The organism is Enterobacter cloacae complex sp. 2015409, assembly GCF_041365315.1.
GTDB lineage: Bacteria > Pseudomonadota > Gammaproteobacteria > Enterobacterales > Enterobacteriaceae > Enterobacter > Enterobacter pseudoroggenkampii.
On the sequence record NZ_JBFTVM010000001.1, the window covers coordinates 550348 to 567788 of the forward strand.

The 17441-nt window shown below is 55.1% G+C and carries 14 protein-coding genes and 2 tRNA genes; 9 read left to right on the forward strand and 7 right to left on the reverse strand.

Features of this window, described 5'->3' with window-relative positions:
* Positions 1-24: 24 nt before the first annotated feature.
* Positions 25-100 (forward strand) — tRNA-Asn (locus ACDO57_RS02490).
* Between the two features lie 142 nt (positions 101-242).
* Here ACDO57_RS02490 and ACDO57_RS02495 read toward each other — a convergent pair.
* The 3 genes from ACDO57_RS02495 to shiA all read right to left on the reverse strand — a co-directional run bounded on the left by ACDO57_RS02495 (position 243) and on the right by shiA (position 4869).
* A complete protein-coding gene (locus ACDO57_RS02495) occupies positions 243-2009 on the reverse strand; it encodes an aminopeptidase P family protein (protein WP_370883485.1) in 1767 nt (588 codons plus the stop codon).
* An 18-nt stretch (positions 2010-2027) separates the two neighbouring features.
* Complete coding sequence (locus ACDO57_RS02500; RefSeq protein ID WP_045908120.1) at positions 2028-3482, reverse strand: AMP nucleosidase; 1455 nt, start codon at positions 3480-3482, stop codon at positions 2028-2030.
* A 73-nt stretch (positions 3483-3555) separates the two neighbouring features.
* On the reverse strand, positions 3556-4869 hold the full coding sequence (gene shiA / locus ACDO57_RS02505) for a shikimate transporter (protein WP_048992409.1): 1314 nt from the start codon (positions 4867-4869) through the stop codon (positions 3556-3558).
* A 191-nt stretch (positions 4870-5060) separates the two neighbouring features.
* On the opposite strand from shiA, the gene ldtA reads away from it, so the two are divergent.
* Complete coding sequence (gene ldtA, locus ACDO57_RS02510) at positions 5061-5960, forward strand: L,D-transpeptidase (RefSeq protein ID WP_370883486.1); 900 nt, start codon at positions 5061-5063, stop codon at positions 5958-5960.
* 145 nt (positions 5961-6105) lie between these two features.
* Here ldtA and ACDO57_RS02515 read toward each other — a convergent pair.
* Positions 6106-6181, reverse strand: a tRNA-Asn gene (locus ACDO57_RS02515).
* Between the two features lie 320 nt (positions 6182-6501).
* Between ACDO57_RS02515 and nac the strand changes: the two genes are divergently transcribed.
* Together nac and cbl are read left to right on the forward strand one after the other, a co-directional pair.
* Positions 6502-7419 carry a nitrogen assimilation transcriptional regulator NAC gene (gene nac, locus ACDO57_RS02520; protein WP_024908060.1) on the forward strand — a complete coding sequence of 306 codons (918 nt, stop codon included), beginning with the start codon at positions 6502-6504 and terminating at the stop codon, positions 7417-7419.
* Between the two features lie 96 nt (positions 7420-7515).
* The gene (gene cbl / locus ACDO57_RS02525; protein WP_023336219.1) at positions 7516-8466 is read left to right on the forward strand and encodes an HTH-type transcriptional regulator Cbl; all 951 of its coding nucleotides are present in this window, start codon (positions 7516-7518) and stop codon (positions 8464-8466) included.
* A gap of 43 nt (positions 8467-8509) precedes the next feature.
* Here cbl and ACDO57_RS02530 read toward each other — a convergent pair whose 3' ends face one another.
* The gene (locus ACDO57_RS02530; RefSeq protein WP_090419664.1) at positions 8510-9118 is read right to left on the reverse strand and encodes a glutathione S-transferase family protein; all 609 of its coding nucleotides are present in this window, start codon (positions 9116-9118) and stop codon (positions 8510-8512) included.
* A 170-nt stretch (positions 9119-9288) separates the two neighbouring features.
* On the opposite strand from ACDO57_RS02530, the gene ACDO57_RS02535 reads away from it, so the two are divergent.
* The 3 genes from ACDO57_RS02535 (at position 9289) to ACDO57_RS02545 (ending at position 11018) form a co-directional block, all read left to right on the forward strand.
* Complete coding sequence (locus ACDO57_RS02535; protein ID WP_370883487.1) at positions 9289-10182, forward strand: LysR substrate-binding domain-containing protein; 894 nt, start codon at positions 9289-9291, stop codon at positions 10180-10182.
* Between the two features lie 175 nt (positions 10183-10357).
* Positions 10358-10711, forward strand: a complete 354-nt coding sequence (locus ACDO57_RS02540; protein WP_229226102.1) for a type II toxin-antitoxin system RelE/ParE family toxin — start codon at positions 10358-10360, stop codon at positions 10709-10711.
* 4 nt (positions 10712-10715) lie between these two features.
* Positions 10716-11018: an XRE family transcriptional regulator gene (locus tag ACDO57_RS02545; RefSeq protein WP_029741460.1), complete on the forward strand. Its 303-nt coding sequence runs from the start codon at positions 10716-10718 to the stop codon at positions 11016-11018.
* 75 nt (positions 11019-11093) lie between these two features.
* On the opposite strand, the gene ACDO57_RS02550 is transcribed toward ACDO57_RS02545, so the two are convergent.
* Positions 11094-12014 (reverse strand): LysR substrate-binding domain-containing protein, encoded by a 921-nt coding sequence (locus tag ACDO57_RS02550; RefSeq protein ID WP_370884106.1) that lies wholly within the window; start codon positions 12012-12014, stop codon positions 11094-11096.
* 141 nt (positions 12015-12155) lie between these two features.
* On the opposite strand from ACDO57_RS02550, the gene ACDO57_RS02555 reads away from it, so the two are divergent.
* Together ACDO57_RS02555 and ACDO57_RS02560 are read left to right on the forward strand one after the other, a co-directional pair.
* Positions 12156-12572 (forward strand): RidA family protein, encoded by a 417-nt coding sequence (locus ACDO57_RS02555; protein WP_267215041.1) that lies wholly within the window; start codon positions 12156-12158, stop codon positions 12570-12572.
* On the forward strand, positions 12572-13531 hold the full coding sequence (locus tag ACDO57_RS02560) for a zinc-binding alcohol dehydrogenase family protein (RefSeq protein ID WP_370883488.1): 960 nt from the start codon (positions 12572-12574) through the stop codon (positions 13529-13531). The genes ACDO57_RS02555 and ACDO57_RS02560 overlap by 1 nt, the downstream gene beginning before the upstream one ends.
* 121 nt (positions 13532-13652) lie before the next feature.
* On the opposite strand, the gene ACDO57_RS02565 is transcribed toward ACDO57_RS02560, so the two are convergent.
* Entirely contained in the window at positions 13653-17258 is a 3606-nt protein-coding gene (locus ACDO57_RS02565; protein WP_370883489.1) for an AAA domain-containing protein, read from the reverse strand.
* Positions 17259-17441: the final 183 nt, after the last annotated feature.

The following is a 17441-nucleotide window of genomic DNA, read 5'->3' on the forward strand; positions in this document are numbered from 1 at the left end:
TAATATGCGCCCCGTTCACACGATTCCTCTGTAGTTCAGTCGGTAGAACGGCGGACTGTTAATCCGTATGTCACTGGTTCGAGTCCAGTCAGAGGAGCCAAATTTAAAAAGCCTGCTTTTAAAGCAGGCTTTTTGCTTTTCTGCGCAAGGTAAATGCAAAACGGCAACCTTGTTGCCGTTTTTAGTGTGTGCACCCTCTCCCGTGGGAGAGGGTTGGGGTGAGGGCACCAGACCGCACGAAATTACAAACTAATCGGCGCCGTCGCCTCAATCAGCCACGGACGCGCATCGCTGTTCACCAGAGGTGACAGCGCCTCGCGTACCTGCTGGTGATACGCATCCAGCCACTGCTTTTCCTGATCGCTCAACAGATGCAGCTCAACCTGACTTAAGTCGATCGGGATCAGCGTCAGCGAGGCAAACCTGCAGAACCCTGGACGGCTCTCCACAATTTCCACCTGGTTTTCAATACGAATACCGTGGCTGTCGCCCAGATAGTAGCCCGGTTCAATCGTCATGATATTGCCCGCCACCAGCGGCCACGGGTTGACCTTTTTGGCGATGCGATGTGGGTTCTCATGGATCAGCAACTGGTGTCCCACGCCATGTCCCGTGCCGTGATCGTAATCCAGCCCCATCTCCCACAGCGGGCGACGCGCAAACGCATCCAGCTGATGCCCCTGAGTCCCGGAAGGGAACTGCAGGGTAATCAGCGACAGGAAGCCTCTCAGCACGGCGGTGTAGTGCAGTCGCTGCTGCGGATCGACCTTACCCCATGCCAGCGTGCGCGTGGCGTCGGTGGTGCCATTCACATACTGGCCGCCAGAATCGTTCAGGTAAAAATGATCGTGGCCGATATGCTTATTGCTGGCCTCGCTCGAATGATAGTGGCACATCGCCGCATTGCTCGAAGAGGCGGAGATGGTTGCAAAACTCTGCTCGATGAACCCAGGCTGCTGTTGACGGAACGCAAGCTGCTGCGCCTGAACCTCCAGCTCTGTTAGCGGATTCCCTGCCGCCTCGCGCAGCGGCACTTCACGGCTCAGCCAGGCCAGGAAGTTGACCCAGGCGGCACCGTCCTGGTGATGACACTCGCGATAACCTGCGAGCTCAACCGGGTTTTTGGTGGCCTTTATCAGGGTGATGGGGTCAGTCCGCCAGACAATTTCTCCCCGTGGCTCAATGGCGAAGCGCAGAGCCACCGGCGCGGAATCGGCATCAATCATCACCCGTTTGCCCGCAGCAATCTGCTGACAGCGTTCGATAAAAGCGTCCTGCGGCGCAATGGTAAACGCATTGCGCACCTCTTCAGGCAGGGCGCTGAGCTTATTGTCGTTAACAAACCACTCAACGTGACCGTCACGGCCCAGAAGAGCAAAGGAGAGCGGTACCGGGCTGTAAGGGATATCCGCGCCACGCACGTTCAGCAGCCAGGCAATGTTATCCGGCAGCGTAACGGCGAGATAATCAGCATTGTTTGCGGCCAGCACGGCGGCGACGCGCAGACGTTTGTCCGCGCTGCGTTCGCCGCTGTGTTCAACCGGCATTTCCCGGATAAGCCCCGCCGGTGCGGCAGGGCGGTCAACCCATAGGGCGTCAAACGGCGAGGCCTTCAGAGGAACCAGCTCGCACGGCGTGGCAGACAGTTGCTCAAACTCCGAGTTGGTCATCAGCAGCGGATCAAAACCGATGCGCGTCCCGGCCTCCACGTTTTCCGCCAGCCATTCTGCCAGCGGCTCGTTGTGCAGGTGGTGGATCTCAACCTCATCCGTATTGACCTGAACGCGAGCCTGAACCTGATAGCGCCCGTCGACGAACAGCAGCGCTTTGTTTTTCAGCACCAGCGCCATGCCGGCCGAACCGTCAAAGCCCGTCAGCCAGGCCAGCTTTTCGTCACAGGGCGCGCAGTATTCGCTCTGCCAGGCATCCGCACGCGGGACGATCATCCCGTCGAGATGGCTGGCCTCGAGCCAGTGGCGCAGGGCAGAGAGCGGAGATGTGCTGGACATGGTTATTCCTTATCGTTATTAGCGGAACGGCGGCTCGTTGAAGGTGCGCAGCTTGCGGGAATGGAGCCTGTCACCTTCCGCCCGCAGCAGGTCAATGGCGCGAATACCAATCTGCAGATGCTCTGAGATAGCCCCCTCATAGAAGCGGTTGGCCTGCCCCGGCAGCTTAATTTCGCCGTGCAGCGGCTTATCTGAGACGCACAGCAGGGTGCCGTAGGGAACGCGGAAGCGATACCCCTGCGCGGCGATGGTGGCGCTCTCCATATCAATTGCCACCGCGCGGCTCAGGTTGAACCGCAGCGCGGAGGCGGAGTAACGCAGCTCCCAGTTGCGGTCATCCGTCGTGACGACCGTACCGGTGCGCAGGCGCTGCTTAACTTCTTCACCCGGCATGCCGCTGACCTCTTTGGTCGCGTCATACAGCGCACGCTGCACTTCGGCGATGCTCGGGATTGGGATATCCGGCGGCAGCACCGCATCCAGCACGTGGTCATCACGCAGATAGGCGTGGGCCAGCACGTAGTCGCCAATCAGCTGGCTTTCACGCAGGCCGCCGCAGTGGCCGATCATCAGCCACACGTCCGGACGCAGCACCGCCAGATGGTCGCAGATGGTCTTGGCATTTGACGGGCCTACGCCAATGTTAATCAGCGTGATGCCCTGACCGTCGGCGGTGATCAGGTGCCAGGCGGGCATCTGGTGCTTTTTCCATGCCAGGTCGGAGATAGCCTGCTCGGGCGCTTCGGTCTCCGCGGTGATCCAGATCCCGCCCGCGCAGGACAGCGCGATATAGGGGCTTTCCGGGTCGAGGATCTGGCTGCAGCCCCAGCGGACAAACTCGTCAACGTAGCGGGTGTAGTTGGTAAAGAGGACGAACGGCTGGAAATGTTCGACGGGCGTGCCGGTGTAGTGGCGCAGTCGCGCCAGGGAGAAATCGACCCGGCGGGCGTCAAAGTGCGACAGGGGAGAAAATTCTGCCGGGTGATAGATCCCATCGGCCGTCTCATCGCCAATCTGTGAAAGCTCCGTCGTCGGGAAGTGGCGGGTCAGCCCCGCGCTCATTGAGCGATCCAGCGTTAGCGCCGAGCCGTCTATCACGTACGGATAAGGGATTTCATGCTGCGAGGGTTCAACGTGAATGTGCGCGCCGTAATCCTGATACAGCAGCGTCAGCTGTTCTTCGAGGTACGGGCGGAACAGTGCCGGGCGGGTAACGGTGGTACTGTAGCAGCCGGAGTGGGTAAAACGGGCGTAGGCGCGGGTTTTCGGTGTCGTGCTGGCGCTGCCGTCCCAGGTCACAGAGAGCGATGGATAAACAAAAAGGCCCTCGGTTCTGGCCTTTTCGTCGGGAAGTTTCCCTGTTTCAATATATTCGCTGATGGCGCTGCGCAGCGCGTTGACGGACTGTTCGTACAGCGCGTCGAGTTTTTCCAGCGCCTGAGCCGGGGTCAGGCTGGAGCCCTTATTATTCATCTCTGTCTCCTTGTTCCACAGGTGTGCGACTCTACCCGATAGTATGTCACACGCCTGTGAAACAAAAGTGAGATCAGCGGTGGCTCGTCTCTTTCATGAGTAGCGCCGTTGCCGCCGACAGCAGGCAACCGGCCAGCAGATAAATCGCCACGCTGTGCCAGTTTCCGCCGGAGAAGGTCACCAGCGCGGCGGCAATAAACGGCGTAAACCCGCCGCCGACCACGCTTGCGACCTGGTAACCCACGCCCGCGCCGCTGTAGCGGTAGCTGGCGCCGAACAGTTCGGTAAACATCGGCTGCTGTACGCAGACCACCATATCGTGAGCGATGTTCGCGAGCATGATGGCAAAGAAGACAATCCAGAAGATCGACTGCGCCTCCAGCGCCATAAAGAATGGCCAGGCGCTGAGGCTCCCAATCAGCGCGCCGGTGATGTAGACGCGACGGCGGCCAAACCGGTCCGCCAGCCAGGCGAAGCAGGGTATCGTCAGGCAGCTGATCCCGCCGACCAGCAGGCCGATATTCAGGAACAGCTCGCGCGGCAGGCCGAGATTCTGCGTCGAGTAGTTCAGCGCAAAGGCGGTGACGATATACATCGTCAGCAGCTCGCACAGGCGCAGGGCGATAATTTTCAGAAAAGCGCCAGGGTGCCGAATCAGGGCTTCCATCACCGGCAGCCGCTTTTTGACGGCCGGTTTTTCCTGCTGCTTTTCGAACTCAGCCGACTCTTCCATCCCGTTACGGATCCACAGCGCGGCGATGACCAGCACGATGCTGAAGATGAACGGAATGCGCCAGCCCCAGCTCAGGAACTGCTCGTCGGTGGTGAGCTGGCTGATTAACGACACCAGCCCTGTAGAAAGTAACAGCCCTACGCCGTACCCGACCTGCACGCCGCTGCTGTAAAACGCTTTCTTATTTTTTGGCGCGCTCTCAACGGATAACAGCGCCGCACCGCCCCATTCGCCGCCTACCGCGAAGCCCTGAATGGCGCGTAATGTCACCAGCAACACTGGGGCCCACCAGCCAATGGCGGAAAACGACGGGAGAATGCCAATCAATGCGGTGGCGATCCCCATCATCCAGACGGTGAGCATCAGCATGCGCTTGCGGCCAAGACGGTCGCCGAAGTGGCCGAAGATCACCCCGCCCAGCGGGCGAAACAGAAAGCCGACGCCGAAGGTGGCAAACGCGGCGAGCGTGCCCATCGCGGGGCTGACCTGGGGAAAAAACTCGCGGTTGAACACCAGCGCGGCGGTAATGCCGTAAAGCAGAAAATCATACCAGTCGACGACGGCACCCGCGAAGCTGCCGAGTGCGGCGCGGCGGGCACGATTGAGCGAAGGGGTCTCCTCGTTGGGACGATCGGAGATGAGGGTGGAGTCCATAGTTGTCCTGTCTGCACTTATTTTTAATTATTGGTATAAGAAAAGGTCACTCACATTGCGCCCGTCATATAAACGGAACCTATGAGACTACCGCGACAGGGGGCCTGTGCAAACTGATTTTATTTCCTGATGGGTAATGCAAAACGGCTACGCTATGCTTAATAAAGAGCGAAGCGACTGAGGAAGGGAAGATGTGTCGTAAAGAGGCGTTGGTCTGTCTTGCTGCATTACTTATCAGCCAGAGCGTGCAGGCGGTGAGCTATCCTTTACCGCCGGCGGGCAGCCGTCTGGTAGGGAGTTCGCAGGTCATTATCGTGCCGGATCATAATACATTACCGCTTGAGGCCTTTGCCGCGAAGTACGGGCAGGGGCTAAGCAATATGCTGGAAGCGAACCCGGGGGTGGATCCTTTTTTACCCAAATCCGGCACCCGGCTGGTGATCCCTCAGCAGCTGATTTTGCCCGACACCGTTCGCGAGGGGATTGTCGTTAACGTGGCGGAAATGCGCCTCTACTACTACCCGCCTGGTGGCAATACCGTTGAAGTGCTGCCCATCGGCATCGGTCAGGCCGGGCGTGAAACCCCGCGTAACTGGGTGACGGCCGTTGAGCGTAAGCAGGTGGGGCCAACCTGGTCTCCGACGCCGAATACGCGCCGTGCCTATGCGGCAGAAGGGAAAACGCTCCCGGCATTCGTGCCCGCCGGGCCGGATAACCCGATGGGGCTGTATGCCATCTATATCGGCAGGCTCTATGCCATTCACGGCACAAACTCGAATTTTGGCATCGGGCTGCGGGTGAGCCAGGGCTGTATTCGTCTGCGTAATAACGACATCAAATACCTTTTCGATAACGTTCCCGTCGGAACCCGCGTGCAGCTTATCGATCGGCCCGTTAAAGTCACCACGGAGCCGGACGGCAGCCGCTGGGTGGAAGTTCACGAGCCATTATCACGTAACCGTGCGGAGTTTGAATCGACCCAGAAAGTGCCTCTGCCAATGTCAGCCGCGCAGCGGACGCAGTTAATAAACGAGGGGGCGGGAGCCGAACTGGAACGGCGGTCAGGGATGCCGGTTAAGGTAGGCATGTAAGGGGATTGTGCGGGCTGGTGCCCTCACCCCGGCCCTCTCCCACGGGAGAGGGTGCACACACTAAAAACGGCAACCTTGTTGCCGTTTTGCATTTACCTTGTGCAGAAAAGCAAAAAGCCTGCTTTAAAAGCAGGCTTTTTAAATTTGGCTCCTCTGACTGGACTCGAACCAGTGACATACGGATTAACAGTCCGCCGTTCTACCGACTGAACTACAGAGGAATCGTGTGAACGGGGCGCATATTATCGACCTGCGTTCACCTTGTCAAAGGGTGGATCGCCGCCTTTCGATCGTTTGCTGACAAAATCGGCAAAGTGATGTTTTTGGCAGCGGAATGCACCGCTTTGGTGCGGGTATACCTCTAATGGGGCAGATCATAAACTGCTGTTTCGGTAATTAAATCCCCCTCTGTAATTAGGATTCCTTATTTTCAGACGCTTAGCGAACAATTCAGACCGCCTGGTAAAAGTGGCATTCATATTGCAAAACCTGTTCAACAACGACAGCCGGTTCCGGCACAGCATTTCGAACAGGGGGCAAAATGAACTTAAGACGACTGAAATACTTCGTAAAAATCGTCGATATCGGCAGCCTGACTCAAGCGGCAGAAGTGCTGCATATCGCGCAGCCTGCGCTGAGCCAGCAGGTGGCTACTCTGGAAGGCGAGATGGATCAGCAATTGTTGATCCGCACCAAACGCGGCGTCACGCCAACGGAAGCCGGTAAGATCCTGTATACCCATGCGCGCACCATTCTTCGCCAGTGTGAACAGGCGCAGCTGGCGGTGAATAACGTGGGCCAGACCCTGAGCGGGCACGTTTCTATCGGCCTGGCGCCGGGAACGGCCGCGTCCTCAATTACCATGCCGTTGCTGCAGGCCGTTCGCGCTGAGCTGCCTGAAGTGCTGGTATACCTGCATGAAAACAGCGGTTCCGTACTGAATGACAAACTGCTCAGCGGCCAGCTGGATATGGCGGTCCTTTACGATCGCTCCCCGGTCGCCGGCATCACCAGCCAGCCGCTGCTGAAAGAAGATCTCTACCTCGTGGGCACCCGCGACTGCCCGGGCCAGAGCGTCGACCTTGCCGCCGTGGCAGAGATGAACCTCTATCTGCCGCGCGACTACAGCGCCGTGCGCGTACGCGTGGATGAAGCGTTCTCCCTGCGCCGTCTGACGGCCAAAATCATCGGCGAAATCGACTCGATCTCCACGCTGACCGCAGCTATTGCCAGCGGCATGGGGGTGACCGTTCTGCCGGAATCCGCAGCACGCTCGCTGTGCAGTGCGGCAAACGGCTGGATGGCGCGGATCACCACGCCTTCCATGAGCCTGCCGCTGTCGCTGAACATGTCCGCACGCGGTTCGCTGTCGCCACAGGCGCAGGCGGTAAAAGAGATTTTGATGTCGCTGGTCAGCAAGCCATCGCTTGAGAACCGTGAACTCCAGCTCGTGAGCTGATATTCCATAAAAGCATAAGATGCTGGTTTTTATTATTTGTTCTGCAGCTCGGCTGACTCTAACAATAGAGCTATGTCAGATGCGCCGGAGTGAATCGTGAATTTCCAGCAACTTAAAATTATCCGTGAGGCGGCCAGGCGGGACTACAACCTGACCGAGGTCGCCAATATGCTTTATACCTCTCAGTCCGGCGTCAGCCGCCATATCCGCGAGCTGGAAGAGGAACTGGGTATAGAGATCTTTATCCGTCGCGGCAAGCGGCTGCTCGGCATGACGGAGCCGGGTAAGGCTTTGCTAACTATCGCTGAGCGGATCCTCAACGAGGCCAGCAACGTGCGTCGCTTGGCGGATCTCTTCACCAATGACGCCTCGGGCGTGCTCACCATCGCCACCACCCACACCCAGGCGCGCTACAGCCTGCCGCCGGTGATTAAAGCGTTCCGCGAACTTTTCCCTGACGTCCGTCTGGAGCTTATCCAGGGCACGCCGCAGGAAATTGAAGTGCTGCTGCAAAACGGTGGGGCGGATATTGGCATTGCCAGCGAACGCCTGAGCAACGACCCGCTGCTGGTGGCGTTCCCCTGGTTCCGCTGGTACCACAGCTTATTACTTCCGGTCGATCATCCGCTGAATCAGGTCTCTCCCCTGACGCTGGAAGACGTTGCCAAATGGCCGTTGATCACATACCGCCAGGGCATAACCGGACGTTCGCGCATAGACGAGGCCTTCAACCGCAAAGGGCTAACGCCGGACGTGGTGCTGAGCGCGCAGGATTCTGATGTGATTAAAACCTACGTCGAGCTGGGTCTGGGCATTGGCCTAGTGGCGGAACAGTCCAGCGGAGAACGCGAGGACGGGAACCTGGTGCGTCTTGATACGCGTCATTTGTTTGACGCCAATACCGTATGGCTTGGCCTGAAGCGCGGGCAGCTGCAGCGCAACTATGTGTGGCGTTTTATCGAGCTGTGCAATGCCGGGCTGTCGGTGGATGAGATTAAACGTCAGGTGATGGAGCCGGAAGAAGTGGCGATTGATTATCAGATTTAAGTGTTGGCTTGCCCGGTAGCGCTGCACTGACCGGGCTCGTCATTTAGTTGAACGGATATTTTTTAAAAACTACCTGTGATTCGAATGATTCGGTAAACGCCTGAATCTCTCTAAAATCCGCCGCGTTAACAACGTGCGGGATCATCGACTGAATAAATGTCCAGACAACCGTGCTCGTGACGGCAACCTGATCGAGAGTTGCGGTCGCCGGACGTGTCTCCAGTAAGGCATTCCATTCCCTGCAGGCCGCCAGCAGCTGAATTGTAATGCGCTCGACCCATATAGCGTGCTGCTTTTCCACCGGGCGCTGGTTGTGTTCATACACATTTTGCACCGCTTTTTCAGCGGCGGCGAGGATAAAGCCCAGCGCCTGAAGATCCTTTGCCAGCGCATCCGGCGCGACGGGCAGGAGTTTCCGCTCGGGGGCAGCCTGAGCCTCAAAATAGTTCAGTATCAGCGAGGAGTCCATCAGCCGTATTCCGTTATCCAGAACCAGCGTCGGGGCTTTTACCGCGGGGTTGATCCGGGAGAACGCGTCGAAGGTGCTAAAGACTGACAGCGGCTGGCTTTCAAACTCAACGCCATAAAGCTCAAGGGAGATCGCCACGCGCCGTACATAAGGTGAATCCATCATGCCAACAAGCTTAATCATCGTTCCCGTTTTCCTGTCTCTGTGAAATAACGCGTCATTGAAGAGGATGACCAGACATTACAATACAATTTGCATGGCGAATATCTTCAGTATCTTACCGTAAGGGTTAGTATTACTGACATATGGTCAGGTTGCCGCTGTATATTCAGCACAGATAAGGAAGTGCTTTCATGTCGGATTTTCCACCCATTGCCAGTTTGCGAAGCTTTGAAGCCGTCGCCCGTCTTGGCAGCGTGACGCTGGCGGCGAAAGAACTCCACGTTACCCATTCCGCTATCAGTCAGCAGATCAAAGTGCTGGAGGAGATGGTGGGCGTAAAGCTGTTTATCCGTCAGGGGCGAGGAGTGCAGATCAACGAAGAAGGGCGGCTCTATGCCTTACAGGTACGCGAGGCGTTGAACCACATCGCGGATGCTACCCGACTCGTACAGGTGAAGCCGAGAAAGCAGGAGCTGACGCTGGCGATGGTGCCGTCATTTGGATGCCACTGGTTATTACCGCGTCTGGCTCGTTTTCGGGCGAAATATCCGCTTATTACCCTGCGAATCCAGGCCAGCCTGACGGTCACCAGCCTGCAGCAGGAAGGGATAGACATCGCGATACGGATGGGGCAGGGGAACTGGGAAGGGAGTGAAAGCCATTACCTTTTTTCCGACGAACTCATTGTGGTGGCCGCACCGGGCTATAACGACGGTGTGCTGCCCGCTACGCTGGCTGAGATTGCAAAGAGTCATATTATTTTCTCTATGGAGTCGTGGAAAACGTGGTGCATGAATGCGGGTCTTGAGAAAGAGATCGTGCCTGACGGTTTATGCATTAACGACTCCAATATCATTATCGAAGCCGTTCGGCTCGGGAAAGGTATCGCGCTGGAGCGCCGCTCTCTGGTTCAGGATGCCATCACCCGAGGTGAACTGGTCCAGCTAACCTCCATCACCGCACCATATCCCTGGTCTTACTGGTTGGTAACGGCGCAGTCAACGGAGGCGAAGCCGGAGGTGACACTCTTTAAGGCATGGCTGGAGGAGGAAGTGGCGGCCTGGCGGCAGTTGACCGAATCCTGAGTTTTTTTCGATGCTGCTCGTAACAAAATGAATTCAGATAAGAGATACATAGAATTACTCCTATACGCATTCAGTATTCCCGTAACCCACAAGAATCTTCTTTTCCATCTCTGCATAATCATTGCTATAGCTTTGCATGTATATAGTCTTTGATCTATATTTGATGGGAGGCCTTGTGTGGGCAATTAACATGACGGACAGGTTTGATCGCTGGTTCACTTCGCTTGACGATACGGATCGCGCCAGCGTACTTGCAGCACTGCTTGTTTTGCGAGAGAAGGGGCCGGGTTTATCGAGACCCTACGCTGATACGCTTAAAGGCTCTCGTCACAGCAACATGAAAGAACTACGTATTCAAAGTAAGGGTGATCCATTGCGGGCGTTTTTCGCCTTTGACCCAAACCGTACTGGCATCATGCTTTGTGCTGGCAATAAGGTCGGTAATGAAAGGCGATTCTACGATGAGATGCTTCTCGTTGCTGATCGGGAATTCACTCACTGGCTGAATACATTAAAAGAGAGGGAATAGCGCGATGGGAAGAACCCTTGAGCAGCTTATAGCGGATGAAAAGCCTGAAGTTGTCGCCAGCGCTCAGGCGATAGCAACGGATATTTTGCTCAATATTCATCTGGCTGAGTTACGTGAGAAAGTACAAAAAACGCAAGTAGAGATGGCACAGGCTCTGGGTATCAGGCAGCCTACCGTTGCGGTAATGGAAAAGCCCGGGCGCGATTTGAAACTCTCTTCACTCAAGCGTTACGTTGAGGCTGCGGGCGGAAAGCTGCGGCTTGATGTTGAGCTGCCAGATGGCTCGCACTATGAGTTTGTGCTGTAGGGCAGAAAAGCGAAAAGCAGGCTTCAAAACCTCCAGAATAACCGTCAATCGGTAGTGATGAGCGAAGAGATGTTGTTACTTAATGGTGGAAGTGGGGACATGCTGCTGCATCAATTCAACGATCCAATCAATAAAAACGCGCTGTCTGGCGTTGACATGGCGGTTCGGCGGAAACGCCAGGTACAGGGGCATTGGCTTAATACGCCATTGTTCAAATAGCGGAATCAAGGAGCCACAGGCCTGATGTGCTGCCGCCATATAGGCGGGTAGCGCAATCACGCCTAACCCGGCTAATCCAGCTTCGAGGTAAGCATTGCCATCATCCACGGCAAGTACATAGTTGCCCGTGATTTCAATATGTTCATTCTCACCGTGCAGTACCAGAGGATCAATCTTACCGGTGCGTGAGGACAAGAATCCCACTATGCGATGGTCCGTGTTTTCCAGCTCTCGCGGGTGCGCAGGGGCGCCGAGGCGTTCCACATAACTCGGTGCGACGTAAACACCGATTTGCAAATCGCCGACATGGCGTGCGATCAGGGACTGGTCATTGATTTCGCCACCGCGCAGGACGCAATCCACATTGTCGCCGATCAGATCCACCACCCGGTCACTCACGCCCATGTCGAACTGGATATCAGGGTAGTGTGCATGAAAAGCCGGTAGCGCGGGCACCAGCAACAGGCGAGCGAGCGGAGTGGGCACATCTATCCGCAGGCGTCCCCTGGGGGTCATCGTCGCACTGGAGAGGCTGTTTTCAGCATCCTCCATGTCCGCCAGCAGACGGATTACGCGCTCGTAGTAGACCGCGCCATCAGGAGTCACACCGAGCCTGCGGGTGGTGCGATGGAGCAGCCTGACGCGCAGGCGCGCTTCCAGCTGCTGAATAAGCTGCGTCACCGTGGTTTTGCTCATATGAAGCGTTTGGGCAGCCTTTGTGAAACTGCCTGCTTCCACCACGCGAGCAAAGGCGCGCATCGCATCGAAACGATCCATCCCTTGTCCTCTCTTTTCACCGATTGTTTGGATATTACAAACAATGATGGACAAAGTCGCTTGTTTATCCGCCCGATCCAGCACCTGTAAAGTGTCTTTATATTCACCGGGCAGATTTCGCCCCATTGCAAAGGTACAGACATGACAACACGCGAAGCCGTTTTTCCCTTCGGACGCCAGGCGCTTTATGAGCGCAATCGGTATTCACCCGCCATTAAATCTAACGGCTTCCTGTTTGTTTCGGGGCAGGTGGGTAGCCGGGAGGATGGTTCGCCTGAAGAGGATCTCAACGCGCAGGTCCGGCTGGCATTCGATAACCTTAATGCTGTGCTCACGGCTGCGGGCTGCACGTTCAGTGACGTGGTTGACGTGACCCTCTTTGTCGTCGATCCCGAGTCAAACCTCGACGCTATCTGGAGTATCCTGCCAGAATATTGGGGGGAAGCGCCTTACCCTACGTTGACGGGGATCGGCGTGACGTGGCTGTACGGATTCCAGTTTGAGATTAAGGTGATTGCCCGGCTGCCCACGAGTCATGATAAGACAGAGGTAAATTGATGAAAGCAGCGGTTTATGACGTGGAAGGCGCTCCCGGCGTCCTGCGATATATCGATGTCCCGGATCCGGTCGCAGGGCCTGACGATGTCCTGATTTCTGTCGAGGCTATCTCGATTGAAGGGGGAGATTTGATCAACCGCCGCTCAACTCCGCCGCCTGGCCCTTCATGGGTCGTCGGCTACGCGGCCGCGGGCACAGTGGTTGCTGTCGGATCGAAAGTCCGTAGCCGTAAGGTTGGAGACAGAGTGGCTGCTTTTAGCATGCAGGGATCGCATGCGGAACGTTGGGCTGTGCCGGCGGAACGTACCTGGCTTATACCGGATGGGGTGGATGCAGCAGACGCGGCGGTGGTACCGATCTCTTTTGGAACCGCGCATCATTGCCTTTTCACACGAGGGATGCTCCGGCATGGAGAAACCGTCCTGATTCAGGCAGCGGCGGGGGGCGTGGGGCTCGCGGCCGTTCAGCTTGCCTCACAAGCAGGCGCGACGGTCATCGCCGTGGCAAGCGGAACGCAGCGAATAAACCGGCTGCTGGAACTTGGCGCCGATCACGTCGTGGATCGTGCAAAGAATAACGTTGTGGACAGTGTCCGACAGTTCACCCATGGTGTCGGTGTTAACCTCGTCATCGATCCGGTAGGGACGACGTTGCCTGCTTCGCTTTCTGCACTCGCTCCGGAAGGACGTCTCGTCTTCGTCGGTAATGCGGGCGGTGGCAGCCTGACTGTCGACCTGTGGCCGCCAATGCAGTCTAACCAGACCCTCATGGGGGTATTTATGGGGCCACTTTTTGAAAGGCCTGGCGTTCGGACAAGCGTGGACGACATGTTGCAGGCTGTGGCTGCAGGGCACATCAAGGTTGTCATTGACCGTGTCTTCCCCCTGGCTAACGCCGCCGCGGCCCATGAATACGCTGAGACAGCGAAACCGCTTGGTCGTATCGTTATGAAGCCATGAACGGGGGACCTCATCATGACTTCGTAATTCTTTTGATGTGGAGGAGAAAAATAAAAAAGCCTGCTTCAAAAGCAGGCTTTTCAAATTTGTCTCATCAGACTGGGAGCATTCAATGAGTCTGTTATTCCAGCCGCAACCTCTCCCTAAGCTCCCTCACCAGCGATGCATCATCCAGCTCTGCACTGATCTCATGACGAATCGCATTAGTGAACTGTTTACTGCGCTCGCAGCTATGGTGATAACCATGAGATAGCCAGTTCCAACTCCCGAGAACAATGTAGCGGCCATCGATCATCATTACCTTTTCATGTGTCCCTTCCGTCAACCGGATAATATTCTCTTTTCCTAGTTGTTCGCGGTACTCGGCAACCAGAGTCTCATCATTATCTTCCGCACGATCCACGCACTGGTGATAGTAGCCGTAATAAACTTTAACCCTGACACCACGCCGCTGCGTGGCTACCAACTGCGCCAGCTCCGGCCTCTGATAATTCTTACCTCCTCGACGGATCCATGGAGCGATGATAACCAGCTCCTGTTCACACTGGCTGGCCAGAGCGCTAAATGCGGCAATATGTTCGCAGTCGCGATAATAACGCTGTAGACGGGGAGTCTGGCTTAGACTGGCAAAATTCGGATGCTGGCTACCCTGTTCAAGCAGGAAGCTTTCGGCAACGCTATCGGCAAGGACTTTCAGGTATCCACCTGCTTGCCGCAATCGATGATGGTTACCTACGACGATAAATTGCTGCTTTGCGCGTGAAACCACGACATTCAGCATGTTTGGTGCGTCGTTTTGAAAATTCGGATTATCAAGAGGATGAAAAATAACCGGACTATAAATGATGACCTCAAAGCCTACGCCCTGAAACTGATGCACTGTACCAATGCAGTTTTTCTGCCAGTGATTCATTCGTTGCGCAAGACGTTTAATCAACAATGACTTCTGATTGCTATAGGGAGTGACGATACCAACATCGGCAGTCAGATCGTAACCAGCTTCTTCCAGCTTATCCAGCAATAGCTCGATAGCATCAACTTCATCCAGATTAGTGTTAACCATATCGCCTTTCTGGCCTTCTACGCTGTAGAACATCAAATGATGCCCGCCTGATTTCTCAAACGCGCTGGCAATACGGCTGGAAGGGGGGGCAGTTTTCACGCTGACGCCATGGTAGTTCGCCAGTCGGATGAAAAGGTCGGCAATAGGTTGCTGGCACCGGCGATGCTCATCGAGAATGATGCCATTACCCGTATCGTCTACCTTGCCGGAAAGCGTACCAGCAGCACGGTGCCAGCCCGTGACGCTTGCAGGTGAAACACGCTCATACAACGTATTGTTGCTGGCGAAATGACGCTCACGCAACTGTGTTTGCATGTTTTCTGACAGGTTTCTAATGGGTTCAATTTGCAGAGGATCGCCAACAATCATCGCTTTCTCACTGCGACTCAATAGGGGCACGAGGGATTCAAGCGAAATCATGCCCGCTTCGTCGCACAGTGCCAGGTGCCATGGTTTATGCCCCTTGAGTTCATCGAGCTTACGATAACCAGCAACCTTCCACGCGGAAACCAGCGTGGTCGCCATTACTGGATATACAAGAGACAGTGCGCGATAGAAATCATCTAGCTTATCCAGCCAGCGATAGTAGCCCGCACTGCGACGCTTACTCATCAGGGCCCGCCAGTGAGTAAGCACCTCTTCAAGCTCAATTTTCCGTTTCAGTTGTTCCTGCCAGAGATAACCGATAGCGGCTTCGAACATTTCCCGGTGTTGCCTGATAAAGCGTTTACGCAAAATGTCGCACCAGTTACCTTCCGGATAACGCTGTTGATACTGTACCGTTAGCTGTTGCGCCCGGATGACCTGACGCCATTGTGCCTGCAATTCTTCTACTTCAGTATTAAGAGTCAGCAGGTCAACTTCCTGTTGAGCTTCGGGTTCCGCATGCAGGAGCAGCGCCAGTAGCGCCAGGCTATCTACCTGCTGTGAAAGCATTTCCCCAGCATCAGCCAGAGCAGCCAGCTGACGATGGGGAAGGGAAGAAAGACTGAATTTGAGAAAGTCCTCCGGTGCAGCCAGGCTCATCTGTTGCAACCTTGCTGGATATTTCCTCTCGAAAAAACGAGCCAGATAACGCTTTATCCCTTTACGCGGGTAGTCGCGGTAATGCAGCTCCAGGGCTGGGCGTAGCGGTGAATCCATCCAGCTAAGTATCTGCTCCAGACTATGCTGCTGCGGCCATGTCGCCTGCAACGTCTGGTAAATTCTGCTGGCCTGTAGACGCTGCGTTTTTATCTCCCTAATTTCCTGCAGGCGCTGTTCTAACTGACAGGCTAAGGTATCCAGGTCGTCGGGGTGATGAAGCGAAACATCAATTCCGAGTACCTGTGCATGAGCGGCGAGCGAGGGAATTTTTTCCATGAAACGAGCTGGTAGCTCTTTTGCTAGTTGGGTGTCCAGACCACAATCCACAACAGATTGTATCGCTACTGCCTTTTCATTCAGATACGCCCGGTAACAAGCGTTCATCTCGTCACGATGCTTGAGTAAAACCGCTAAAAAATCGTGCTGCTGCTGTTGGTCATAGCTTTCCTGTCGCCAACGACCAATCAGTTTCTCAAGCCGGGTAAGCTCATGCTGAACCTGTTCGTTCGAGCCGCTATGAAACCATAACCAGTCTAGATCCTCAGTTGCAGGGTCACTGCGCAGATCGTCAATGATATTCTCCACCGCTTTTATTGCCGTGGACGTGACCAGCATGCCGAAATTCTGGTCCTTCCCATCAGCAATCGCCAGTGCTCTGGCAACCAGTTGTTGTGCGATGAGTGACTTGAATAGCGTGGTTTTACCCGTACCAGGCGCACCTTGTACAGCAACCAGGCGCTCATCCTGATTAATCGCCTGTATTGCCGCCATCTGCCCATGGCCCAGAGGATATTGTGTTTCAAACAAACCGCCAGTCACCACTTCGTGAATATGTGGGGCCTTCTCGTCACTATGGATATAGCTGAGATACTGCTCCAGTAACGGGAAATCACCAACTGCGTTATTACACAGCCAGGTGAAATCTTCCGCATCACGCTTGAGGTTGTAATCCTCATTATGCAGCGGAGCCACCAGAGCATTAAACGCAGTTTCCAGCCCCTGATATTTACTGTTTGATTGCTGAGTGACCCATTTCTGAAGAGCCTTAAACGCCTCAAGGAACGTGTCATATTTACATCCCGTGAGCGCGCTAACGATACTCATCATATGACGGTTTTCACCGAGCTCATCCAGCTGAATACCAAACATTTCGCTAAAAGCGAAGGGGAATGCGCTAACAAGTTGTCCATCTTTGACGGGAACTAGCAGGGTGTTTTCGTTCTGTTCAAAAAATGATTTGGGGAGGGGGAAAGAGAACAGCGGAAGGTATTTTACATTGGCCTTACCTCGCTCGTTTTCGATACAGCGCAGTACCGGAAAAAGCAGGTTAACAGGCTCAATATGGGTAATTCTACCCTTTTCGTCATATTCGACGAAACGCTGGCACCAGTGGTTGCGCATTTCAGGCGTAACACGGAGTATTACCCCGCTCTGGTTTTCTTCACAGTTATTTATACCGAGCATGAGTTGTTGGTGCTCATGCACCTTGCTGGCCGGTATTTTACTCTTTTCTGCGCCACTGAATTTCACATAATCATGCCACGCTGAAAGGATATCTTTAGACGAGTTTTGCATCATGCTAAAAGAGCCTTAACCTGAGTATCTCCCTGAAAATAATGGTTAGAGAATAACACAGAGGCAGATATTTTAACCCTACCAAAGGGGGCATCTTTGTATGGAAATACAATATGAGTAACAGCGGCTAATATGTTTTCCAGTTTTACTGAGAGGAATTAGCGTTCAAACAACTGGAACGCATTC